20 protein-coding genes are annotated in these 23,541 nt (G+C 67.2%); 12 read left to right on the top strand and 8 right to left on the bottom strand.

The genetic code is table 11. The features are described 5' to 3' along the window. Positions 1–301: 301 nt before the first annotated feature. Positions 302–1,423, bottom strand: coding sequence for a ring-opening amidohydrolase (locus ACQR0Z_RS27250; RefSeq protein ID WP_434861089.1), 1,122 nt, complete (start codon positions 1,421–1,423; stop codon positions 302–304). 118 nt (positions 1,424–1,541) lie between these two features. Here ACQR0Z_RS27250 and ACQR0Z_RS27245 point away from each other — a divergent pair, with 118 nt between their 5' ends. The 4 genes from ACQR0Z_RS27245 to ACQR0Z_RS27230 all read left to right on the top strand — a co-directional run bounded on the left by ACQR0Z_RS27245 (position 1,542) and on the right by ACQR0Z_RS27230 (position 5,385). After that, complete coding sequence (locus ACQR0Z_RS27245; protein ID WP_434861088.1) at positions 1,542–2,345, top strand: MBL fold metallo-hydrolase; 804 nt, start codon at positions 1,542–1,544, stop codon at positions 2,343–2,345. Between the two features lie 118 nt (positions 2,346–2,463). Beyond that, complete coding sequence (locus ACQR0Z_RS27240; protein ID WP_434920685.1) at positions 2,464–4,164, top strand: hypothetical protein; 1,701 nt, start codon at positions 2,464–2,466, stop codon at positions 4,162–4,164. A 90-nt stretch (positions 4,165–4,254) separates the two neighbouring features. Then, the gene (locus ACQR0Z_RS27235) at positions 4,255–4,743 is read left to right on the top strand and encodes a DUF427 domain-containing protein (RefSeq protein ID WP_434861086.1); all 489 of its coding nucleotides are present in this window, start codon (positions 4,255–4,257) and stop codon (positions 4,741–4,743) included. 159 nt (positions 4,744–4,902) lie between these two features. Beyond that, a complete protein-coding gene (locus tag ACQR0Z_RS27230) occupies positions 4,903–5,385 on the top strand; it encodes a hypothetical protein (protein WP_434861085.1) in 483 nt (160 codons plus the stop codon). 873 nt (positions 5,386–6,258) lie between these two features. Here the strand turns inward: ACQR0Z_RS27230 and ACQR0Z_RS27225 are convergent. Together ACQR0Z_RS27225 and ACQR0Z_RS27220 are read right to left on the bottom strand one after the other, a co-directional pair. Beyond that, the gene (locus ACQR0Z_RS27225) at positions 6,259–6,669 is read right to left on the bottom strand and encodes a hypothetical protein (RefSeq protein WP_434861084.1); all 411 of its coding nucleotides are present in this window, start codon (positions 6,667–6,669) and stop codon (positions 6,259–6,261) included. Positions 6,670–6,795: 126 nt separating this feature from the next. Further along, a complete protein-coding gene (locus ACQR0Z_RS27220; protein ID WP_434861083.1) occupies positions 6,796–7,449 on the bottom strand; it encodes an Mpo1-like protein in 654 nt (217 codons plus the stop codon). A 610-nt stretch (positions 7,450–8,059) separates the two neighbouring features. Here ACQR0Z_RS27220 and htpG point away from each other — a divergent pair. Then, positions 8,060–9,937 carry a molecular chaperone HtpG gene (gene htpG / locus ACQR0Z_RS27215; protein WP_434920684.1) on the top strand — a complete coding sequence of 626 codons (1,878 nt, stop codon included), beginning with the start codon at positions 8,060–8,062 and terminating at the stop codon, positions 9,935–9,937. Positions 9,938–9,961: 24 nt separating this feature from the next. Here htpG and ACQR0Z_RS27210 read toward each other — a convergent pair whose 3' ends face one another. Then, positions 9,962–10,951 carry a tripartite tricarboxylate transporter substrate binding protein gene (locus tag ACQR0Z_RS27210; protein ID WP_434920683.1) on the bottom strand — a complete coding sequence of 330 codons (990 nt, stop codon included), beginning with the start codon at positions 10,949–10,951 and terminating at the stop codon, positions 9,962–9,964. Positions 10,952–11,128: 177 nt separating this feature from the next. On the opposite strand from ACQR0Z_RS27210, the gene ACQR0Z_RS27205 reads away from it, so the two are divergent. The 5 genes from ACQR0Z_RS27205 (at position 11,129) to ACQR0Z_RS27185 (ending at position 17,771) form a co-directional block, all read left to right on the top strand. Then, a complete protein-coding gene (locus ACQR0Z_RS27205; protein WP_434920682.1) occupies positions 11,129–12,928 on the top strand; it encodes a long-chain-acyl-CoA synthetase in 1,800 nt (599 codons plus the stop codon). A gap of 128 nt (positions 12,929–13,056) precedes the next feature. Beyond that, positions 13,057–13,302 carry a phosphopantetheine-binding protein gene (locus ACQR0Z_RS27200; protein WP_434861079.1) on the top strand — a complete coding sequence of 82 codons (246 nt, stop codon included), beginning with the start codon at positions 13,057–13,059 and terminating at the stop codon, positions 13,300–13,302. Further along, positions 13,289–14,677 carry a class I adenylate-forming enzyme family protein gene (locus ACQR0Z_RS27195; RefSeq protein ID WP_434920681.1) on the top strand — a complete coding sequence of 463 codons (1,389 nt, stop codon included), beginning with the start codon at positions 13,289–13,291 and terminating at the stop codon, positions 14,675–14,677. The genes ACQR0Z_RS27200 and ACQR0Z_RS27195 overlap by 14 nt, the downstream gene beginning before the upstream one ends. Then, a complete protein-coding gene (locus ACQR0Z_RS27190; protein ID WP_434920680.1) occupies positions 14,670–15,401 on the top strand; it encodes an SDR family NAD(P)-dependent oxidoreductase in 732 nt (243 codons plus the stop codon). The genes ACQR0Z_RS27195 and ACQR0Z_RS27190 overlap by 8 nt, the downstream gene beginning before the upstream one ends. Positions 15,402–15,476: 75 nt before the next feature. Next, positions 15,477–17,771: a heavy metal translocating P-type ATPase gene (locus ACQR0Z_RS27185; RefSeq protein ID WP_434920679.1), complete on the top strand. Its 2,295-nt coding sequence runs from the start codon at positions 15,477–15,479 to the stop codon at positions 17,769–17,771. 3 nt (positions 17,772–17,774) lie between these two features. Here ACQR0Z_RS27185 and ACQR0Z_RS27180 read toward each other — a convergent pair whose 3' ends face one another. Continuing rightward, positions 17,775–18,164 carry a hypothetical protein gene (locus ACQR0Z_RS27180; RefSeq protein ID WP_434920678.1) on the bottom strand — a complete coding sequence of 130 codons (390 nt, stop codon included), beginning with the start codon at positions 18,162–18,164 and terminating at the stop codon, positions 17,775–17,777. Positions 18,165–18,315: 151 nt separating this feature from the next. Here ACQR0Z_RS27180 and ACQR0Z_RS27175 point away from each other — a divergent pair, with 151 nt between their 5' ends. Further along, positions 18,316–19,032: an MgtC/SapB family protein gene (locus ACQR0Z_RS27175; RefSeq protein ID WP_434861197.1), complete on the top strand. Its 717-nt coding sequence runs from the start codon at positions 18,316–18,318 to the stop codon at positions 19,030–19,032. A gap of 164 nt (positions 19,033–19,196) precedes the next feature. Here the strand turns inward: ACQR0Z_RS27175 and ACQR0Z_RS27170 are convergent, their stop codons facing one another. Beyond that, complete coding sequence (locus tag ACQR0Z_RS27170; protein WP_434920677.1) at positions 19,197–20,000, bottom strand: RMD1 family protein; 804 nt, start codon at positions 19,998–20,000, stop codon at positions 19,197–19,199. A gap of 128 nt (positions 20,001–20,128) precedes the next feature. Between ACQR0Z_RS27170 and ACQR0Z_RS27165 the strand changes: the two genes are divergently transcribed. Further along, positions 20,129–21,277 carry a DUF3095 domain-containing protein gene (locus ACQR0Z_RS27165; protein ID WP_434920676.1) on the top strand — a complete coding sequence of 383 codons (1,149 nt, stop codon included), beginning with the start codon at positions 20,129–20,131 and terminating at the stop codon, positions 21,275–21,277. Between the two features lie 6 nt (positions 21,278–21,283). On the opposite strand, the gene ACQR0Z_RS27160 is transcribed toward ACQR0Z_RS27165, so the two are convergent. Together ACQR0Z_RS27160 and ACQR0Z_RS27155 are read right to left on the bottom strand one after the other, a co-directional pair. Beyond that, complete coding sequence (locus ACQR0Z_RS27160; RefSeq protein ID WP_434861072.1) at positions 21,284–21,718, bottom strand: DUF2147 domain-containing protein; 435 nt, start codon at positions 21,716–21,718, stop codon at positions 21,284–21,286. Between the two features lie 1,189 nt (positions 21,719–22,907). Further along, positions 22,908–23,441 (bottom strand): GNAT family N-acetyltransferase, encoded by a 534-nt coding sequence (locus ACQR0Z_RS27155; protein WP_434920675.1) that lies wholly within the window; start codon positions 23,439–23,441, stop codon positions 22,908–22,910. Between the last annotated feature and the right edge of the window lie 100 nt (positions 23,442–23,541).

The following is a 23,541-nucleotide window of genomic DNA, read 5'->3' as shown; positions in this document are numbered from 1 at the left end:
CTTGTTCCAATTGCGAACCTCTCTCAACAAGGCCGTGAATTTGGGTGAAAGGTCGTTACATCCGTGACTGCACTAGGACGATATTACCTGATGCAGGTGAGAATTATTCGCAATCCTTCGTGCTGCCTCATTCCACGGTTTTTTGTTACCGTTCGCCGCTGAGAGGCGCATTATGTCGCAGGCCGGCGTCCAGCGAGTCCGAACTGCCGCCACGGTACCGGTGCGCTCCCCTCCCCCTTGCGGGGAGGGGAGCGGAGGCACCGGTGTTTGTGCAGGGGTTCCTGGGGGATCCAGACGGCGCTCAGCATCGCTCCGCGATGACCGCGACCGGCCCGCCGCCGTCCGGGCCCTGGTGCTCGGCGCCGCCGGAGACGAACAGATCGGTGAAGCCAAACAGGCCGGCGAGCGCGCCGCCGACAAAGGCCCGGGCATGCCGGGTCGAGGAGACGTCGCTGTCGTCCAGCATGGTGTGCCGCTGGCCGCGGACCCGGCCGCCTTGCGCCGCTTCTGCCTTGGCGAGCACCGCTGCGATGCGGCCGCGCTCGCCGGCCGGGACCTGGCCGGCCACGCCGAGCCCGAGCCGCGCGAGCGCCTGCCGCGCCGGCTCGATGTCGATCGCATCCGCCATCACGCCATGATCGATCGCGAGCGGCCCGCGCCAGTCGGCCGACATGCCGGCGACCATGATCTCGTGGTCGAGCAGTTCGACGCCGCCGGAGGTCGCAGCGCGCCGGCTGAAGCGCGAGAAATCGGAACAGATCATGGCATCGGACAGCTCGGCCAGCTCAAGCTCGCCGAGCGCGACGGCCACGCCCAGCGCCGAGGCGCCACGGGAAAATCCCATCGACTTCAGCGTGTCGCGAACGGCGGTGCGGGCGCCGCGCGCCTCCGCCGCCTCGATCCGCTCCATCGTCAGCAGCGGGCACTTGACCTGCACGTAGTGGACGTCGGCGGCGTCGCGGATGCCGGCGTCGGCCATTGCCGCGCGCACGCCCTCGGCGACCAGCTCCACCTGCCGCATGCGGCCGAGATGCTCGCTCGCCAGCACGCTTGTCCGCGCGCGCCCGAGCGCGAGCGAGGTCGCAAACCGCCGCGGCTCGTCGGACGCGCCGCTGTCCCGGCGCGCCTCGAACACGATCATGTGCGGTGACAGCGCGCCCTCGGTGCCGCCGGACATCACCATCGCGATCTCGCGCAGCGCATCGGCGGCGAGGTAGCGGCCAAGCAGCGCCTCGAGCGAGCGCACGGCGAAGGCACGGGTGAAATCATTGACGCAGCCGTTGCCCTCGGTCTTGCCGAGAATGGCGACGATGCCGGCGGGATCGATCGTGCCTTGCGCAATGGCAGATTCGAGCGCGCCGACATCATCGGGGCTGCGCATTGGCAGGCGGTGAACGAAGGCGCGGCGCGGCGTGGTCGGCATGTCCCGGGGCTCCTGGTCTGAACGGGCGGACGATAGGCCATCAGGAACCGGTGCGCGACCATGCCGACGCGCGGCCGCCATGCTATGCTTCACTCCTTGCAACCTCACGAGGTGATCGATGCCGCTCTGGACCTGCTTTCAATGCGGCGCGCAGTTCGCCGATACGCCGGCGCCGCCGCAGGCCTGCGTGGTCTGCGAGGACGAACGGCAATATGTGAACTGGAACGGCCAGCGCTTCCTCAGCCGGGACGAACTCGCCGCGAAACATCAGCTCGTCTGGCGCGACGATGACGGCCTGACCGGCCTCGCTCTGGACCCCGGCTTTGCGATCGGCCAGCGCGCGCTGCTGATCCCCGAGCGCGACGGCTGCGTGATGTGGGATTGCATCCCGCTGGCGACCGATGCGGCCATTGCGCATGTCCGCAGCCTCGGCGGCCTCAAGGCCATCGCGGTGTCGCATCCGCACTATTATGGCGCCGTCGCCGATTGGAGCGAGGCGTTCGGCAACATCCCGATCTATCTTCATGGCGACGACCGCGCCTTCGTCACCCGGCCGCATCCGGCGATCGTGCCGTGGACCGGCGATCGCATCGCCATTTCCGACGATGTGGTGCTGCTGCGCACCGGCGGGCATTTCGCCGGCGCCACCATGCTGCATTGGCGCGCGGGCGCGGCAGGCAAGGGGGCGCTGTTCGCCGGCGACATCGCGATGGTCGCGATGGACCGCCGCCACGTCAGCTTCATGTATTCCTATCCGAACTACATCCCGCTCGGCGCCGCCGCCGTGCGCCGCATCGCCGACGCGGTCGCGCCGCTCGCCTTTGATCGCATCTATGGCGCGTGGTGGCAGAAGAACGTGGCCAGCGACGGCAAGGCGGCCTTCGACCGCTCGGTGGCGCGCTATCTCCAGGCCATCGCCTGAGTGGCTCAGCCCCCGTAATTTAACGGGGCATTAGGTACAACCATAAGGCTGCGTCGCCGCTGCCTTGCCGTCTGAGATCGGATGGTATCGAAGTATCCCGGTGGGAGTGGGTACCTCGATGCGTCTGCAACCGTTCTGGTCGTTCGCCGGCCTTTCCGCGCAGGATCGACCCGGGCTGCCTGTCGAAGCCGGCGCGGCTCCGCAGCCTCCGTCAGCTGCCACGACGCGCTCCCTTCCTCGCCTCTGGCTCGTCCTGGCGCTCCTGCTCGCAATCGTGCTCGCGACCCCGTTCCTGCTGGTCGACGTGCCGCCGGTGCTCGACTATCCCAATCACCTCGCGCGCCTGTTCGTGCTGGCGCATCCCGATGATCCCGTGCTGTCGCAGATGTACCAGCCGAACTGGCGCATCCTGCCCAATCTCGGCATGGACCTGATCGGCACGGCGCTGTTGCGTTTCACCGACGTTCATGTCGGCGGCCGCATTCTGCTTGCGCTCAGCCTGTTCGCGCCGCTCGCCGGCGTCGTGGCCTATCATCGCGCCGCGTTCGGTCGCTTGTCCTTGTGGCCGCTGGCCGCCGGCGTCATCGCCTATAACGGCGTCTTCCTGCTCGGCTTCATGAACTTCCAGATGTCGCTCGGGCTGGCGCTCGGCGGCGCCGCCGGCTGGCTGATGCTGCGCCGACGTGGCGATTGGTGGCTGCTGACGGCCTGGGGCATGCTCGCGGCGACGGCGACCTTCCTGTCGCACATCCTCGGCCTCGTCTTCTTCGCCGTGATCGTCGGCGCGGCCGAAGCCGAGCGGCTGTGGCGGCTGCGCGGGTCGACGGGCCTGCCGCGAGAGCTCGGACTCACAGCCGCGGCGCTCGCGCTGTCGGTCATGCCCGCGCTGACGCTCTATGCGCTCGGCCCGCTCGGCGAAGCCGGCGCGCGGCCCGGCCCCTGGCTGTGGCAGCCGAAGCTGTGGTGGATCTTTGCTCCGTTCATGACCACCAGCACCGGGCTGACGCTTCTCACCGCCTGCGCCGTGCTGTCGCTGCTGGTCCTGATCCGCAGACAGATCGAACTCGCTCCCGGTCTCTTGCTCGCGCTTTGCGCGCTGCTGCTCGGCTTCGTCATCGCCCCCGCGAAGGCCATCAACGGCGTCTATATCGATTTCCGGATTGCCACGATGATGGGCCTGCTGCTGTTCGCCGGGCTGCAACCGCGGCTCAGCCGACGCGGCGCTGCGTATGCCGGGCTCGTGCTCGGGGCGCTTACGATCCTGCGCTGTGTCGATGTCGGCGCAGGCTGGATCGATCATCGTGATGATCTCGCCGAATTGCGTGCGGCGATCGCGCAAGTGCAGCCGGGAACGCGCGTGCTCGCGACCAATGGCGAGCTGGAGGGGATCGACGACGGCAGCCGAACCGAGCGGACCTTGCCCGGTGTCCATCGGGTCGATACGCATCTGGCGGCCCTGCTCGTGATCGAGCGCCGCGCCTTCTGGCCCCTGATGTTCGCGCATCCGGCGATGCAGCCGGTCATCGTGCGCGCGCCGTTCGATCAACTCGCCGAGCCGCTGGGAGAGCCGGTCGAATGGCGATGGCTGCGCGCGCCGGATCTGGTGTCCGACGGGCCGCCGCCATCCTATCTGGATCGCTGGCGGTCTGATTTCGACGATGTGCTTCTCATCGGTCCGCCGCGACGCCAGCCGACGGTCGCCGGATTGTCGCCGCTGTATCGCGGCAGCTATGTCCAGCTGTACCGGATCGAGCGCGCGCCGGGAGCCGACCTGACCTCGAAGAGCCCCGAGCCGGTGCGATCCAGGTCCAGCAGCTGATGCACGCTGATCCCTGCTGACGCCAGCGTCGTTCTGATCCCGATGTCGCCGGCCGGCCATGCGGGCTGGTCCGCATGCGGAGGGATCGGAATGCAGCGTATCGCGCCAGGACCAGGACAGGAATCGGTGTGGGACTATCCGCGGCCACCGCGACTGGAGCGTTGCACGGCGAGGCTGCGCGTCGAATTCGCCGGCGTCACGATCGCCGACACGCAAGACGGCTATCGCGTGCTCGAGACCAGCCACCCGCCGGTCTACTACATCCCGCCGCACCACGTTGCGATGCAGTGGCTGCGCCGCGCGCCTGGCCGCTCCTTCTGCGAGTTCAAGGGCTTTGCCGGATATTGGACGCTGGATGTCGATGGCCGCATCTCCGAGCAGGCGGCGTGGAGTTACGAGCAGCCGACCGCATCCTTCACGCCGATCGCGCGACATCTGGCGTTCTACGCGTCCCGCGTCGATGCCTGCTTCGTCGGCGAGGAGCGTGTTGCAGCGCAAGAAGGCGACTTCTATGGCGGCTGGATCACGTCGCGCGTGGTCGGTCCGTTCAAGGGCGCGCCGGGAACGCGGCATTGGTAGCTGCTGCGAATTGATCCGCGGTTTCGCGCCGTTCGTTTAAGCTGCTGGGATTCGCCCGGCGCGCTCCGGCTGACGCGGACACCCAGGCAGGGCGCGCGATGCGTGCTCTCCGCCGGCAGTCCACATGCATTCGGTCCACGCCGCTCCAGGGGGAACGCCATGCGACGGCTGATGAAGTTCCTGCATACGATGGGCGCGATCGGCATGATGGGCGCCATGGCCTGCCTGGTCGTGCTGCTCGGCCTGATCCCGCAGCCCTCGGTGTCGCTGTCGCATTATGCCGAGATGCGCGCGGCGATGGGGGCCATCGTCAACTACGTGTTCTTCCCCTCGCTCGGCCTCACTTTGGTCGCGGGCCTGCTCGCCATCGCCATCAACCGCGCCCTGCACAGCGCCGGCTGGGCGCTGGCCAAGCTCGCCTCCGGCATCCTCGTCTTCGAATGGGGCTTCGCCGCCGTGCAGGGCCCGATGCAGGAGGCCGCTGAAGAAGCCGCCCGCGCCGTCGCCGGCCAGATCGACCCAGCGACGCTGGCGCCAAATTTCGGCACCGAACAGGGCGCCATCTGGGTGATGCTCGGCGTCGCCACGGTCAACGTCATCCTCGGCGTCTGGCGCCCGAAGTTCACCAATTTGCCGGATTAGGCCACGCCCGCCGCTCCGCTCCCCTCCCCCTTGCGGGGAGGGGTCGGGGGTGGGGGTCCCCACCGGCAGTCTGTCGATAAAGCGCGATCGCTTTTGAGCCGGTGCGTCCCAACAAAGCTCATCGCCCGGAGACCCCCACCCCCAACCCCTCCCCGCAAGGGGGAGGGGAGCGCACCGCCCTCCGGGGGCGCACCTCGCACAATATCGGCGTCGAATACGACGCGGATCAAATTCGTTCTTACCGAAATTTACCTTGCTTCTTTTCCGAAATCATGTTTATCTCCCTCCATCCCGCCTCGAGCAGAGGGACGGACGCGTCGTCACGAACGTGAGGTGGGCTGCGATGGACGTGACGGCTGTGCCAGACGAGCACAGGCCGACGCGGACGGCGAAGTCGTGTGGTCCTGGCCTCTCGACGCTGAGGTCAAGTCCGCGGTCGTTGCTTGACGGCACACGCGGGCGATGGGGGCAAGAACGCCGATCCCCAGGGAGAGCACGAAGGACACCGTAAAACCATTGCGCGGGGGAGGCCGCTTGGTGGCCCGACCTGTGGTGACTGCCGCCTGCTTTCCTTGTTGCAGGCGGGCCATGGGCCGTGGTCAGCACCCGGCCTTCCCCGCGCCCTCTGCATCTGAGAGGGATGACGGCCGCACCACCCGGGCATCGCATGTGCCGCGGGAACGCGCCTACGCATGCGGATCAGTTCTGATGATGACGATGTTCGGAGCAGCGCATGCGGAGCACAGCGCGCGCGGATGCGACGTGGGCAAGCTTTCGGCCAGCAACCGAATGGCTGTCAGCGAGCGGTCGGGTTCTCGGCTGCCGATCGGGGACGGCGGCGCCGTGGCGCAGCCGTCGATGATGTCCGGGCTCTCAGAGCTGCGTCGCGCGCAGTTCGATCGTGACCGGCGTCGCCGTCCGCTTGCTGGCGGGATCGGCCGGCATCTGCAGCACGCGGGCGCGCTGGCCGGCGGCGAGGTCGGTGACCTTGACGATGCGGCCGTTGGCGAATTCGAGCGCGTCGTGATGCTCGGTCGGCTTGTTGGTGTCGACCTGGCGGAAACGGGCGAGCTGCGCGCCGACCTTGCGGCGGAAGAAGAAGCCCTTGATGCGGACGTCGCCTTCGAAGGCCAGCTCGGTGCCGGGCCGCAGGCAGACAGCGGTCAACGGATCGTTCTTGGTGCAGAAGCCGCGGGTCTCCGTGCCGGGAAAGCGACAGGAGACCAGCACGTCGTCGATCTTGGCATCACGGGAAGCGACAGTATGGAGGCTGTAGTCACACATGGAAAGCTCCTGAAGGCCACCAGCACTGAGGCCGCAACGGCGCAGCGGAAGAGTCGTTCCATGTTGTTGATGGTCGCAGCTGGTTCCACCGCCCGCGCGGCGGGCGGTGGAAGCGCGAGAGGCACATCAGGTGAGATGCGCGGCCTCCTCGGCGTCGTCGTCCTCCGCCGCGCCCCAATGCGAGGCGTCCTTGATGGTCGGGTCGATCAGTTCGCCGCGCAGCAGCGCCAGCGGCGACTTCCAGTACAGCGCGATGTTGTGGAACGGGTCGGTCAGCACCTTGAACGCCCAGATCAGGCCGGTCGAGACGTCCTGCGTCGCGAACAGCTGGATCACGCGAAACAGGCCGCCGCCGATGCCGACGGCGAGCCACAGCACGCCGACGTGGCGGATGAAGTCCGTGCGGGTCACCGGCGGGTCGAACAGGCCGAACAGCGTGGGGAAGGCGAACAGCGCGACCGGCACCAGGCCCCACACCGTCAGCAGCGCGATCTTGCGGCTCTGATTGTAGCCGACCTTGACCGCTTCCTTGTAGTCGTTGGTGACGTCGTTGACGTGGTCGTAGCCGTTCGGCTCGAAGAAGAAGTGCCCAGCCTGGCGCGTCAGCATCGCCAGCCAGCCGACCAGCCCGGCCATCGCCGGGTCCTTGAACAGCAGCGCGTAGGCGACGAGGAAGATCACGGCGCTGATCAGGTGCAGCGTCTGATTGATCCGGCTCTGATGATAGTAGCGATAGTCGTCGAAGCGCTGCGTCTGCAGGACTTTGTAGTAGCGCGGCATGCGAATCCCCGTGGCTTGGTGGAACGGGATCGAGCCGTAGATGGCTTCAGTGAAGCTGAGGTGACATTATGATGTTGTCACAATGAATGTGCCCGGTGCGGTGATAAATTTGTTGCATATGCAACAAATAATAAGCCCGGCGCATCAGGCGTATCGGACAACATGCGCCGGCTCCGCGAGTTCGGTCATTGATCCATGTCAACTGTGTTGCCTCTCCGCCAACCGCACGGAAGGTGCGCTCCCTCTCCCCGTTCTTCACGGGGAGAGGGTCGGGGTGAGGGGCAGCCGCACGGGAGGTCTAAGCGGAAGAGACGTGCCCCCCTTCCTGCGCATTTCTGTTGGGGACCTCGCACTTCTCTCTTCGGCAACGGGGAAGCATCCGAGCTCGGCGGCAAGCACCACCCGCGGAGCTGCCCCTCTCCCCGTGAAGAACGGGGAGAGGGAGCGCACCGCTCGTGCCGATGGAGCCGGGCACAAGCTCTCCCCCAGGGAGGCCAAGCGTGCCGCTCGGCCTCCGATCCGACCACCCCTCTCCCAAACTCTTGATCACGGCGGCGTCAGCGCTATATCGACGGTCTCTCCTCAACCGCGATTGCTTCCGGGAAGACGCATGACGATGACCGACACCGCCACCGTATCCCATCCATTTCAGGCCGAAGTCTCCGAGCTGCTGCATCTGATGGTGCACTCGGTCTATTCCGAGACCGATATTTTCCTTCGCGAGCTGATCTCCAATGCCTCCGACGCCTGTGACAAGCTCCGCTATGAGGCGATCGCCAGGCCCGAGCTGATCGGCGAGGGCGAGCCGCCGCAGATCCGCATCATTCCGAACAAGGACGCCAGCACGCTCACGATCGCCGACAGCGGCATCGGCATGGACCGCCAGGAGCTGATCGACCATCTCGGCACCATCGCGCGCTCCGGCACCAAGGCGTTCGTGCAGAAGCTGTCCGAGGCCAAGGACGGCACCGGCCTGATCGGCCAGTTCGGCGTCGGCTTCTACTCGGCCTTCATGGTCGCCGACCGCATCACCGTGATCAGCCGCCGTGCCGGCGGCAGCGAGGTCTGGACCTGGACCTCGACCGGCGGCGCCGGCTTCGAGGTCGCGCCGGCCTCCGAGGAGGAGGCTAGCCGCGTGGCGCGCGGCACCGAGATCGTGCTGCACCTCAAGGACGACGCCAAGAAATATCTCGAGACCTACGAGATCGAGCGCATCGTCACCGCGTACTCCGACAACATCCAGTTTCCGATCATGCTGGTCGCCGCCGAGGGCGAGCCGCGCCAGATCAATTCGGCCAGCGCGCTGTGGCAGCGCTCCAAGTCGGAGCTGACGCCTGAGGACTACAAGACCGCCTACAAGTCGATCGCCAACGCCTTCGACGACCCGGCGATGACATTGCACTACCGCGCCGAGGGCCGCTATTCCTACGCCGTGCTGCTGTTCGCGCCTTCGACCAAGCCGTTCGACCTGTTCGAGCCGGCGCGCAAGGGCAAGGTCAAGCTCTATGTCCGCCGGGTCTTCATCACCGACGATGCCGACCTGCTGCCGGCTTACTTGCGCTTCATCCGCGGCGTGATCGACAGCGAGGACCTGCCGCTCAACATCTCGCGCGAGATGCTGCAGAACAATCCGCAGCTGGCGCAGATCCGGAAAGCCGTGACCACGCGCGTGATCAGCGAGCTGGAGCAGCTCGCCGAGAAGGACGCGGAGAATTTCGACAAGATCTGGGACGCCTTTGCGGCCGTGATCAAGGAAGGGCTGTACGAGGACTTCGAGCGCCGCGACAAGCTGCTGGCGCTGTCGCGCTTCACCACGACCACGGGCGAGCGGCGCTCGCTGAAACAGTATGTCGAGGGCCTCAAGGAGAACCAGACCGAGATCTACTTCCTGGTCGGCGACAGCCTGGAGCGGCTGAAGTCCAACCCGCGGCTTGAGGCCGCCAAGGCGCGCGGCATCGAGGTGTTGCTGCTGACCGATCCGGTCGATGCGTTCTGGACCTCGGCGCGGCTGGAGTTCGACGGCAAGCCGCTGAAGTCGCTGAGCCAGGGCGACATCAACTTCGAGTCCATCCCGGTCACCGAGGAGCAGAAGGCCGAGGAGGCGGAGAAGCCTCAGGCCGACGAGGCCAACACGGTGGCGCTGATCAAGGCGAGCCTCGGCGATCGCGTCACCGACGTGAAGGTCTCGACCCGGCTCACCACCAGCGCCTCGTGCCTGGTCGCCGGCAGCCATGGGCCGGACCGCGAGCTGGAGCGGATCCTGTCGCAGCAGGCGCGCGGCGCCCGCACCAAGCCGATCCTGGAGATCAACCTGCGCCATCCGCTGGTGGTGGCGATCGCCAAGGCGGCGGCCGACAAGGACAAGGTCGACGACATGTCGTTCCTGCTGCTGGAGCAGGCGCAGATCCTCGACGGCGAGCTGCCCGAGGATCCGGCCGCGTTCGCCGCCCGGCTCAACCGGCTGGTGCTGCAGGGCGTGGCGGGCTGAGGACGAGAGATGCGGGCGCGAAGATCAGTTCTTCGCGCTCGCCTGCGGCATCAGCTTGCGCCAGTGCATGATCTCGGCGTGGTAGGTCGCAGCATAGACGCCGGTGTCGCCGGCGAGCGGCGTCGCGCCGATCTCGGCGAAGTGCTGGATGATCTCGGGATCGGCGAGCGCGTCGTTGATCTCGCGGTTGAGCAGGTCGACGATCGGCTTCGGCGTGCCGCGCGGCACCGCGACGCCGTAGAAGCCGGAGGTCTCGAATGCCGGCAGCACGTCGGCGACCGGCGGCAGGTCGGGGAAGGCCGCGGCGCGTTCGCGCGTCGACACCGCCAGCGCCCGGACCTTGCCGCTGCGCAGCAGGTCGACGGCGGAGGCGGTGTTGTCGAACATCGCATGGATGTGGCCGGAGGCGAGGTCCAGCAGCGCCGGTCCCGAGCCGCGATAGTGCACGATGGACCAGCTGACGCCCGCCAGCGTCCGGAACAGCTCGGCCGACAGCATCTGGATCGTGCTCGGGCCGGCCGAGCCGACGCTGAGCTTGCCGGGATTGGCGCGGGCATAGGCGAGGAATTCGGGCAGCGTCTTCACCGGCAGCTGCTTGCTGACCAGCAGCAGCAGCGGCATGCGGGCCATGCCGGCGACCGGAATGAGATCCTCGTCGGGGGCGGGCGGGGCGCCGCTGGAGGCGGTGATGATGTTGGCGGTGGAGGTGGCGAGGATCGTGTAGCCGTCAGGGGCGGCGGTCGCGACGCTCTTGGTCGCCACGGCGCCGCCGGCGCCGGGCCGGTGGTCGAGCACGAAGGGCTGGCCGAGCCGGCGCGACAGCCGATCGCAGATCAGCAGCGACAGCCGGCCGGTGGCCCCGCCGGGCGCGAACGGAATGACCCAGGTGACCGGGCGCGCGGGATAGGGCGCCTCGGGCCCGGCGATCGCCGCCGCCGGAGAGATGGCCGCAGCGCTGCTCCAGGCGATGCAGCGCAGCAGTGCACGTCGTGTGATCGTCGTGTCCTTGGGCATGCCGGCCTTCGCGTTGGCATGGTTTGGGAGTGGGAGACTAACCGGTATTTCCGAGAACTTCGTAAAGGATCGCATTCGCATCAACCACGCCCGACTCTTCGGAGGTTAACCCTGCTGCTTAACACCTGGTCAGTCCTGGCGACTTATAAGGACCGGGGATCTGAGGCGGTGGCAGGCATGAACTCCGAGCGCGCGAGCAACTCTGCGGAACTCACGACGCCCGTCCGGCGTCCGTCGACGGCGAAGATCTGGCTGAAGGCGATCGAGCTGACCGCACGGATCGAGGCGGAGCCCGCGCGGCTGTTTGCCGATATCGTCGACGACTGGGCCGCCAAGCAGCCCGAGAAGCCGGCGCTGATCTCCGACCGCGAGACCTTCACCTACGGCCAGCTCGCGGCTCGCATCAACCAATACGCCCGCTGGGCGCTGGCGCAGCGCATCCGGTCCGGCGACACCGTCGCGCTGATGATGCCCAGCCGGCCGGACTATCTCGCGGCGTGGCTCGGCATCAGCCGCGTCGGCGGCGTGGTCGCGCTGATCAACACCAATCTGGTGGGATCATCGCTCGCCCATTGCATCACGGTGGCGAAGCCGCCGCACATTATCGTCGCCAACGCGTTTCGCGAGACCTTCGCCGGCGCGCAGCCGGGGATCGGAGCATCGCCGCGGGTCTGGACCGAGCACGAGCTGACAGCCGTTCTTGCCGAAACGGACGGCCATCCGCTTCCGTCCGCCGCGCGTCCGGCCGTCACCATCAACGACCGTGCGCTGCTGATCTACACCTCCGGCACGACCGGCCTGCCCAAGGCCGCCAGCATCAGCCATCGCCGTATCATGAATTGGGGCGGCTGGTTCGCCGGTCTGACCGGCGCCACTTCGGATGACCGGCTTTATGATTGCCTGCCGGTCTATCATTCCGTCGGCGGCATCGTCGCGCCGTGCAGCATGTTGCGCGCGGGCGGTGCGGCCGTGCTCGCGGAAAAATTCTCGGCGCGAAACTTCTGGCGCGACATCGTCCGCACCGACTGCACGCTGGTGCAATATATTGGCGAACTCTGCCGCTATCTGCTCGCGGCCGAGCCGTCCGAGTTCGAGCGCGCGCATCGGCTGCGGCTTGCATGCGGCAACGGCCTGCGCGGCGATGTCTGGGAGGCCTTCCAGTCGCGCTTCGCAATCCCTGAGGTGCTGGAGTTCTACGCCGCCACGGAAGGCAACTTCTCGCTCTACAATGTCGAGGGACGGGTGGGTTCGATCGGCCGGGTGCCGTCGCTGCTCGCGCATCGCTTTCCGGCTGACATCATCAAGCTCGATGCCGACCAGCGCACGCCGCTGCGCGGAGCCGACGGGCTGTGCATCCCATGCGCGCGTGGCGAGATCGGCGAAGCCGTGGGGCGCATCGGCACCGCGGATGAAGGCGGCGGCCGCTTCGAGGGCTATACCGACACGGCCGAGACCGAGAAGAAGGTCCTCCGCGGCGTGCGGGCCAAGGGCGATGCGTGGTTCCGCACTGGCGATCTGATGCGCCAGGACGAGCAAGGCTTCTTCTACTTCGTCGACCGCGTCGGCGACACCTATCGTTGGAAAGGCGAGAACGTCGCGACCAGCGAGGTCAACGAAGCGATCCTGCAATGCCCGGGTGTTGTGGAAGCCTCGACCTATGGAATTGTCGTACCCGGCACCGACGGGCGCGCCGGTATGGCAGCGCTCGTGGTCAACGAGGATTTTGATCTCGAGGCGCTCTCGGCGGAGCTCGCGCGCCGGCTGCCGGCCTATGCGCAGCCCGTCGCGCTGCGCCTCACGCCGTCGCTGCAGGCGACCGAGACATTCAAGCAAAAGAAGCAGGATCTGATGCGCGACGGATTCGATCCGTCGCGTGTGTCCGATCCGATCTATCTACGTGAGGCCGCGACCGGTGCCTATCGCGCGCTCGACTCCGAAGGTTATGCGCGGGTCGTCGCCGGCGGGGTCCGTTTGTAGACAAGTTTAATCATAGGCGACGATGTGCATTTACCAACGCCCTCGAAACCTCCGGGCAAATACCGGGTTCCTTCACCATCGCCCCGTATCGTCGGTTGCATCGTTTTGAACAGCAAGTGGATTGACCCATGTCGGTACGGTTGAGGATCATTGCAGCCATCAAGCAGATCGCGGAGGAGCAGAAGGTCAAGCTGCCGCCGCTGACGGATGAACTGAGCCTGCATGAGACCGGCTTCGACTCGCTCGCCTTTGCCATTCTCGTGGCGCGGCTCGAGGATGATCTCGGCGTCGATCCCTTCACGCTGTCTGAAGAGGTCACCTTCCCCAACACGATCGGCGACTTCATTGCGGCTTACGAGAATGTCCCCGCGTGAAGTCTTCGCGCTGCGCGATCATCTCGGGACGGCGCTGACGGAACGGACGATCTCCGATCCGCGGCACGTCGTAGCGCTCGCGCAGCTCACGACACAGAGCTGCGTCGGCGGCCGCAGCGGCGAACTCGATGGCCGCTCCGTCCTGCTCGCGACCTCGGGCCAGCTGCTGGCAGGGCTCGCGCTGATCGAAATCGACGGCGTGGCCCGGCGCATGCTGATGTGCCCGCCGGATCTCAAAAGCGAGCATCTCCCGAGCCTGATCGCCGATGCGGAGATCGATGCGGTCGTGACCGATGAGCCGGCGCGTTTCAACAAATGCGGCATCGATCTCGTCATCCCTGTCGCTCTGCCGCAGCCTGCCCCACGTCTCGCGCAGACCGTGCGTGCCACCGAATGGCTGATGCTGACTTCCGGCACATCAGGCGTGCCCAAGATCGTTGGCCATACGCTCGAGGGCCTGTGTGGCGCCATCATCGGCGACCGCCCTGTTCCCGGTGATGCGCTGCCGGTCTGGGCCACGTTCTACGACATCCGGCGCTACGGAGGGCTGCAGATTTTCCTGCGTGCGATCGTCGGCGGCGGCTCCATGGTGCTGTCCGACCCCGGCGAGGCGCTGGCTGATCATGTCGCGCGTCTCAACGCGCGCGGCGTCACCCACATCTCAGGGACGCCGTCGCATTGGCGCAAGCTGCTGATGAGCGGCTCGGTCGCAAGCTTTGCGCCGCGTTGTGTGCGGCTCTCAGGCGAGATCGCCGACCAGGCCGTGCTCGACGGCTTGAAGCAGGCGTTTCCGAATGCCTCGGTCGGTCACGCCTATGCCTCGACCGAAGCCGGCGTCGGCTTTGCCGTCAATGACGGGCTGGAAGGATTTCCGGCCGCGCTGTTGGGCGAGGGACGCGGTGCGGTCGACATGAAGGTGGTCGACGGCTCGCTGCGCATCCGTTCGCGCCGCGCGGCACATGCCTATGTCGGGCGTGCGGCCGCCGCGATCACCGACGGCGACGGCTATGTCGACACCGGCGACATGGTGGAGCTGCGCGGCGACCGCTACTACTTCGTCGGCAGGCGCAACGGCATCATCAATGTCGGCGGGCTCAAGGTGCATCCCGAGGAGATCGAGGCGGTGATCAACGGTCATCCGGAGGTCCGGATGTCGCGGGCCAAGTCACGGCGCAGCCCGATCACCGGCGGCATCGTCGTCGCCGAGGTCGTGCTGACGGCGGAGGCCGATCCGGCGCGGGCGGATGTCGTCCGTCACGAGATCCTCAGCCAATGCCGCGAACGGCTCGCCGCGCACAAGGTGCCCGCGATGATCCGCTTCGTGCCGGCGCTCGACGTCACCCCCGCTGGCAAACTGGCGCGTACCGATGCGTAACGTTCTCGTCACCGGCGGCAGCCGCGGCATCGGACTGGCCATTGCGCGCAGGCTGGCCGGCGCCGGCTACGATGTCATCGCCGTCGCGCGCCGCGAGAGCGGGGAACTGCGCGCCGCCATGGCCGAGTTCAGTGCCAGCAGCGGCGGCATTCATTTCCAGGCCTGCGACCTCAGCGCCACCGACGCCATCCCGGCGTTCGTGAAGTCGGTGCGCGATGCCTTCGGTCCGATCTATGGCCTGGTCAACAATGCCGGCATCGGCACCGAGGGGCTGCTCGCGACCATGCACAATTCGGAGATCGAGGCGCTGGTGCGGCTCAACGTGCTGGCGCCGATGGTCCTCACAAAATACGTCGTGCGCCACATGATGGCGGCGGGCGAGGGGCGCGTGATCAACATTTCCTCGATCATCGCCTCGACCGGCTACAACGGCCTCTCCGTGTATGGCGCGACGAAGGCGGCCGCGAATGGCTTCACCCGCTCGCTGGCTCGCGAGGTCGGCAAGGTCGGCATCACCGTGAACGCGATCGCGCCGGGATTCATCGCGACCGAGCTGACCCAGAGCATGGACGCGGAGCAGCAGAACCGCATCGCCGGGCGTAGCGCGCTGCGCCGGCTGCCGGAGACCGAGGACGTCGCCGCGATGGTCGAGTATCTGCTCGGCGACGGCGGTCGCAACGTCACCGGCACGGTGCTGACGGTGGACGCCGGCAATACCGCCTGAGCGGGTTGATTTCGCTCAAGCGCACCGGGGGCGGCAGCGGCGATAGTGGCGCCGCAATCCGGAAACCGGCATCCCATGTTCGAGCGCATCCTGCGGTGGACCCTCGTTGCAATCGCGGTGAGCGGCCTCGCCGCGGGCGGCGTCGCGTATCTGCTCGGCCGCTCCGACCTCGCCGGGATCGCCTTCACGGCCTCAACCGTTCCCGTCATCGCCGGCCTCATCGTCTCGATCATCCGCGACGTTCTCGCCGGCCGCATCGGGGTCGACGCCATCGCCCTGGTCTCCATGAGCGCGGCGATTGTGCTTGGCGAGCCATTGGCCGGCGCGGTGGTGGCGCTGATGTATTCCGGCGGCAACGTGCTCGAGGATATCGCGGTCGCCCGCGCCGAGCATGATCTGCGCGCGCTGGTCGATCGCGCGCCGCGCGAGGCGCATCGCCGTTGCGGCGACGACATCGACAACGTTCCCATCGCTGCCGTGCTCGTCGGCGATCGCCTGATGGTCCGGGCCGGCGAGATCGTGCCGGTCGATGGCGTGGTCGAGGCGGCGTTGGCGGTGGTCGATGAATCCGCGCTGACCGGAGAGCCGATCCCGGTGACGAAAACGCGCGGCATGGCGATCCTGTCCGGCTCGGTGAATGCGGGCGACACGTTCGAGATGTCGGTCACGGCGACGGCGGGAGAAAGCACCTATGCCGGCATCGTCAAGCTGGTCACGGCCGCGCAGACCGCCAAGGCGCCGTTCGTGCGGCTGGCCGACCGTTACGCGCTGATCTTCCTGCCGGTCAGCCTCATCATCGCCGGCGCGGCCTATGTCGCCTCGGGCGATCTGATCCGCAGCCTCGCTGTGCTCGTCGCGGCGACGCCCTGTCCGCTGATCCTGGCGGCGCCCGTCGCCTTCATCGCCGGCGTGGCTCAGGCCGCCCGCAGCGGCATCCTGGTCAAGGGCGGTGGCAAGCTCGAAGCGCTCGCGCGCGCGCACACCGTGCTGTTCGACAAGACGGGCACGCTGACCGTCGGCGGCGCGCGGCTGTTGTCGGTCGATGCGGCGCCGGGCGAGGATGCGGACGACGTGCTGCTGCTCTGCGCGTCGCTGGAGCAGGCCTCGCATCATGTGGTGGCCCACGCGATCGTGCAGGCCGGCCAGGCGCGGGGGCTGAAGCTGAAGGTGCCAGCGCAGGTCCGGGAGACGATGGGCTCCGGCCTGGAAGGTCTCATCGATGGCCGCGCCGTCATCGCCGGCTCGCGTGATCTGGTGCTTGGCTCCCGCACGCCGCCGCCCTGGGCCGCCCGCGCCATCCGCCGCGCCTCCTGGCGCTCCGCCCTGATCGTCTTCGTCGCGGTGGAGGGGCGGCTGATCGGCGCGCTGCTGCTGGCGGACGAACTGCGCGCCGACACGCCGCGCGCGATCCGCTGGCTGCGCCACGCCGGCATCGCCCGCATGGTGATGGTGACCGGCGACCGCGCAGCGGCTGCGCAGGCGATCGGCGCCGCGCTCGACCTCGATGCCGTGCTCGCCGACCGCGTTCCGGCCGACAAGGTGGAGGCGGTCAAGACCGAGCAGCGGCTGCATCCGACCATCATGGTCGGCGACGGCATCAACGATGCCCCCGCGCTGGCCTCGGCCGACGTCGGCATTGCCCTCGGGGCTCGTGGCGCCAGCGCCTCGTCGGAAGCCGCCGACGTCGTCATCCTGGCCGATCGTCTCGACCGCGTCGGCGAGGCGATCGTCATCGCGCAGCGCGCGCGGCGGATCGCGCTGGAGAGCATCTTCGCCGGCATGGGGCTGTCGTTCATCGCGATGGGCGCGGCGGCATTCGGACTGCTGCAGCCGGTGCCGGCCGCCCTGGTGCAGGAGGCGATTGATGTCGCCGTGATCCTCAACGCGCTGCGCGTGCTGCTGCCGGCCGGCCGCGGCAAGGCCGGGCAGATCACGGCCGAGGACGGTCGCGGGCTGCGGCATGACCACCAGGCGCTGCTGCGCGGCCTCGACCGGCTGCGCGGGATCGTCGATGCGCTCGACGAGGCCTCGCCCGAGAACGCGGTGGCGCTGATCATGGAGGCGAACGGCCTGGTCCAGGACAAGGTCGTCGCCCATGAGCGCGACGACGAGGGCTCGGTCTATCCCAAGCTCGCGCGGCTGCTGCAGGAGAGCCACGGCCTGTCGGCGATGAGCCGGGCGCATCGCGAGATCCTGCATCTGGCGCGCCTGCTCGGCCGCCTCGTCGAAGACCTGCCTTCCGAGCACGTCGACCGCTATCTGATCCGCGACGCGCAGCGCGTCATCGAGGCGATCGAGACGCTGGTGCGCATGCATACCGCGCAAGAGGACGACATCTACGAGGCGGTGGCGGCGCACGCCGCGGCCTGATCGTCACTTGGCCGGCTTGGGCAGGTCGATGCGCTCGCGGGCAAACTCCGGCGGCCCTTCGATCAGGCGCCGAATGCGGCGTTCGCGCTCGTCTGGGGGCAACGTCGGATCCAGCATCTGGTCGATCAGGCTGATGGTGCGTTGCTCGATGGCCGCGGGATCATCCATTCGCAGGCGGCGCGGTCGCGGCGGCGGAGCGACGCCGAGGCCCAGCTCAAGCAACCGGCTGATGGCATCCGAGCGCGTGATCTGGTGGGTCTCCGCCCACGCATCGATCTCGGCGGTGAGCTCCTGGGACAGCTTCACCGCGCTCACGGCATCATGTCCCAGCCTGACGGCGGGACTATAGTCCCTTCGCGTGTCGGACAATGACGTCATCTGCCTGTTGATCATGTCAGCCTAAAAGATGCAGGAGGGATTGGGATTTGATTTCGATCAAGGACGGCCTAAGAAAGCGGCCGTCGCGCGGTGGTCCGACTGCCCGATACCATCCTTGTCCGCGGTCGAGACGGCCGCGCGCGTGATTCCGAACGGCCCGTTGCCCATGCGATTCCTGCACACCTTCCAGCTCTATGACTTCCTCGACACCATTGTCAGCCTGTTCACGGCCTTCGTGCTGGGCACGCTGATCGGTGCCGAGCGGCAATACCGGCAGCGCAGCGCCGGCCTGCGCACCAACGTGCTGGTCGCCGTCGGCGCGGCCGCCTTCGTCGACATCGGCAATCGTCTGACCGGCGCCGACGGCGCGGTGCGCATCATCGCCTATGTGGTCTCGGGCATCGGCTTTCTCGGCGCCGGGACGATCATGAAGGAGGGCATGAACGTCCGCGGCCTCAACACGGCGGCCACCTTGTGGGCCTCGGCCGCGGTCGGCGCCTGCGCCGGCGCCGACCTGATCGCACAGTCGCTGGCGCTGACGCTGTTCGTGCTCGCCGGCAACACGCTGCTGCGGCCGCTGGTCAACGCCATCGATCGCATCCCGCTGAATGCCAAGACCTCGGAGGCTCACTACAAGATCGTGGTGACCACCGACGTGCTGCATGCGGCCGAGCTGCGTGAGGCCGTCGATGAGCGGCTGGAGGCGGCGAGCTATCCGGTGCGGGAGACCGATGTCGTCTACCGGTCCGAGGACATTGTCGAGATCACCGCGGCGCTGGTGCCGCTCGCCGTGGAGAGCGCAGAGCTCGACCGGATCGTCTTGGAGCTGGGCAGGCTGCCCGGCGTCCGTCATGCGACCTGGAGCGTCAGCGCGCTGGAGTGATGCGACGGCCGTCATGCGCCCCGCATCCAACAACGACGACGGTCTGCCCTCGTCATCCAACTCGCTCCCCGTGCTCCTCGTCGAGCATGACCGCAATGTTCCATCCGGCGGCTGAACCCGAGCTGAATGCCCCGGACTCGCGCGCCGTAGACAAACGCCTGGCGTCAATGGCCGGCGCGGGCGAAGATCTCGTAGAAGCCGAGCACGATCTCGCAGGCGATCAGGATGACGACGATGACCTCGAGCCGCAGCGAGCGCTTGGTGTCGATGATGTCGGCCAGCGCGGTCGCGGTCTCCGCGATCACCGCGAGCTTGCGGTTGAGCGTCTCCTCGCGCTCTTTCAACTCGTACTCGTCCTCGAGCCGCGCATAGAGCCGTTCGAGATCGGGCCGGTCCCACAGCACGTCGGGCTTCTCGCCGACGGCGACGCGGCCGGAGACGCGGTGCTGCACCAGCAGCGCCGCGCCGAGCAGCTTGAGCATCGCCACCCGGCTCTTTGAGGTCCTGCCCAGCGAGGCCAGCTCGCGCGCGAACGGCTCGATCGTGTCGAACACGGCTGCGATCTCGCGCTCGCTGCGGCCGAGCACCACGCTCTTGGCCAGCGCATCGGCGACGATCAGCAGCCGCTCGATCGACAGCTCCTTGACCAGGATCGGACCGCCGACCGGGATCGGCTCCTCGGATTCGCGGGCAACCTGGACCTTCGCCAATTCCTCCTCGGGCGGCGAAATCGGACCGAACAGCCGTGGGCTCAACTGGTCCAGGACGTTGATCTCCTCGGCGACGGTCAGACCGATGAAGACGACCACGCCATAGCGGAACACCACCGCGATGCCGGTCTCGCCGATGCGCACCGCGAGCGGCGTGGCCGACAGCACCTGGCCTTCGAAACCGGCGGTATTGATGCGGTCCGCGATCTGCACGGCGCGGGCGGCGAGTTGGGGGACAGGCGGGGACTCGGCACTCATGAGGCAAGGCTAGCACGTCGATGCCGACGGAACGATAACACGTGCCGCCTGACGCTTCCGGTCTGAACCCGCTTGACAGGGATGATCGTAGCTCCGCATGGAAGGCGCATTCCGACGGATGACCTCGCATGTCGAAGATCAGCTCTGCAGACTATTACGCTTCGATCCCGGTCTTTCGCGGCTTCTCGAGGCTGATGGATCCCGGGCTCTACAAGCCGGTGCCGGACGATTGGCTGATCGGCACCGCCGATATCGTCGATTCGACCAAGGCGATTGCCGACAAGCGCTACAAGGCGGTCAACATGGCCGGAGCGGCGGTCATCGCCGCGGTGACCAACGCGCTGGAGGGGCGCGAATTCCCGTTCGTGTTCGGCGGCGATGGCGCAAGCTTCGCGGTGGGCCCGGAGGATGCCGCCGCGGCGCGCGAGGCGCTGTCTGCGACGGCGACCTGGGTGCGGGAGGATCTCGATCTTTCGATGCGTGTCGCGCTGGTGCCCGTGACGGCCATCCGTGCGCAGGGCCTCGACGTGCGCGTCGCGCGCTACGGGCCGTCGGCCAATTTGTCCTATGCGATGTTCGCCGGCGGCGGGTTGGGCTGGGCCGAGGCGGCGATGAAGCGCGGCGAGTTCGCGGTCTCCCCGGCGCCATCGGGTGCGCAGCCCGATCTGTCGGGCCTGTCGTGCCGCTTCGAGGAGATGCCTTCGGCGCGCGGCTTGATCCTGTCAGTGCTGGTGCTGCCGGGCGCCAATGCGGATCCGCAGGCGTATCGCAAAGCCATCGAGGACATCATCACGCTCACCGAGCGGAGCCCCGAGGCCGGGCGGCCGGTGCCGGCCGGCGGGCCCGCGCTGCGGTGGCCGCCGCAGGGGCTGGGCTACGAGGTGCGTGCCACGCGCGGCTCGGCCGTCTCGCGCTGGGTCCGCGTGATCGGGCGCACGCTGTTCGTCTATGCCGTCATGCGCTTCGGCATCAACATGGGTGGCTTCGTGCCTGTTCTCTACAGGCAGCAGGTCGTCGAGAATTCCGACTTCCGAAAATATGACGATGCGCTGCGCATGATCCTCGACTGCTCCGAGGATCTCGCCAAGGAGCTGGAGCGGCGTCTCAGCGAGGCCGCCGCCGATGGCATCGTGCGATACGGGCTGCATCGGCAGGATACGGCGATGATGACGTGCTTCACGCCATCGGCCATTCGTCCCGACCACGTGCACTTCGTCGACGGTGCGCAAGGCGGCTACGCCTCCGCGGCGACCGCGCTCAAGACCGCGGCCGCCTGAGGTCGCTCAGCGCGCGCGGGTCCAGGTCTCGCCGCCGCACATCGCGCCGACGCAGCCCTCGACCTTCAGCGTGTCCGGGCCGGAGACCGAGATGTGGCTGGTGTAGCTCTGGCCGTCATCGGCGTTGTAGATCTTGCCGGACCATTTGTTCGGCCCCTCGGGGTGCACGCCTTCGAACAACTGCAGCCCGATGATCGGACGGTTGGCCAACGCGCGATTGGGGTTCTTGTTGTCGACCGCCGGCTTGCCGGTGTCGGTGTCCATCGGCTCTTTCAGCCACACCACCGTGCCGCACAGATTGGCGCCGCACTTGGCGACCTTGATCTTGGCATCGCCCGCCTGGGTCAGCCAGGTGCCGGACGGATCGTCGGCGGCCAAAGCAGGTTGTGCGATCACCAGCGACGCGAAGGCGAGACCAGCCAGACGCAATTTCCAAATCATAATAACCCCCGTTCAAGCCGCGCCTGAATAACAGCAAACGGGGCAGTTGCAATCGGCGTGGTGCGGTTGTCCAAAGCGCGATCATCACGATCGGGTGCATTCGCGATGGGGTGTCTCAATTCCTTGCGCGGTTGTCTCATGGCCCCCGGGGATCGGGTCTCGCTATCGCGACAATCACCGCCGTCGTCCCGGCCTTGAGCCGGGACCCATACCCCCAGGGAGCAGTTTGAGGCAGACTGGCGATTGGCTTCTTCGCGCATCATGGTCGTCACGGCGTATGGGTCCCGGATCGGCGCCGCGACGCGCTGCGCGCATCACGGCTTGTCCGGGACGACGGCGGTTAAGTGGGACGGATTCACGGTTCAAACAGCTGAGGCGGGCGAGGGGCGTGCAGTCGTCGTCTCGCGGCACGTGATGCCCGAGGTCTGCGATCAGTTCGTCCCTCGCGATTATGCAGAGGGCGCAGGGAATGCCGGGTGACAGCCTCACCCATGGCCCGCCTGCGTAAAAAAATGCAGGCGGCAGGTACCACAGGCAAAGCCGAAACACGCCGGCATTCCCTGCGCGATGGTCTTCACGCTTATACGCAGTCTCCCTGGTGCGCCGGGCTTGTTGGCCACCATCACCACGCGGCACGTCAGTGCCATCGCGGCTTGATACCAGCATCGGGGTATCAGGACGCTGCGACTTCACGTCCGCGAAGAATCGTTCGTCCACGCCCTCGTTGCCGAGGACGCTGCGATCTCTCGCGGCCATCGCATCCCCACCTCGCGTGTCGTGACGATCGCGCGCTACGCCCCTTCTGCTTGAGGCGGGATGCGCGGAGATAATCATGATTTTCGGAAATACGCAAGGAGATTAATTTTTTTCGAATTCACGTTTCGCGAGCAGACCGGCAGAGAGAGCCCGGCCGGCACGGCAGCGGCGGTGCGCTCCCTCTCCCCGTCCTTCACGGGGAGAGGGCTGGGGTGAGGGGCAGGCGGCACGGGTGGTAGGCGTGAAGAAGCTTACCTGTGAATTCTGCGCTGAGTTTAACGATTGGAGCAGGGCTCACCGCAAGCACCTCCCGTGTGGTCGCCCCTCACCCCGACCCTCTCCCCGTGAAGGACGGGGAGAGGGAGCACACCTGGCGTGCCGCTCGACTCGGGCTCAAGTGCCGAAGGTAGAGCATTGCGCCACTTTGAGTGCCTCACCAAGGCAGTCCGCACAGATCGATCGTGCCTCGCGTCGGCGCGGTGCGCTTCACGTCGTGCACCATGGCCGACAGCGTGTCGAAGCGGATGCGGCCTTTGTCCGGCTGCTCGGCATAGACGTCGCCGTCGAACGGGATGAAGCCGCGCGCGCCGTAGAAGGCGAGGCGATCGGGCGCGCAGAACAGCAGGGCGTAGTTGATGGAATCCTCGTGCCGCAACGTCTGAATCGCGGCATTCAGCCCGACCGTGGCGAGGCCGCGATTGCGCATGTCGGCGCGCGTCAAAACGCCGCCGATGCCGGCGATGTTGACGTTCTGCCCGTTCCACTTGACGAGGCGGCGATAGATGCCGACATGACAGAGCAGATCGCCGGCCTCGTCCAGCACCAGCACGCGCAGGTCGGCATGCGCAAAGGTGATACCGGCCCAGGGTAACGTGGCGACGACCTCTGGGGGCCAGATCGCATCATAGAGCGGCTTGGCCTGCGGCCAGGACGCGTCGCCATTCAGGACCTCGATTTCGATGCTCATCAAAACGGCTCGCTTTTTCCAGAATCACAGTGTTTAGGAGTCCGGAACCTTCTATAAGGAGGTCCCGTTTAATCCCGTCTTCCCACAAGTTGCGGAACCG

Source organism: Bradyrhizobium sp. HKCCYLS3077, assembly GCF_051167555.1.
Lineage (GTDB): Bacteria > Pseudomonadota > Alphaproteobacteria > Rhizobiales > Xanthobacteraceae > Bradyrhizobium.
This window is presented reverse-complemented; position numbering and strand designations above follow the sequence as displayed.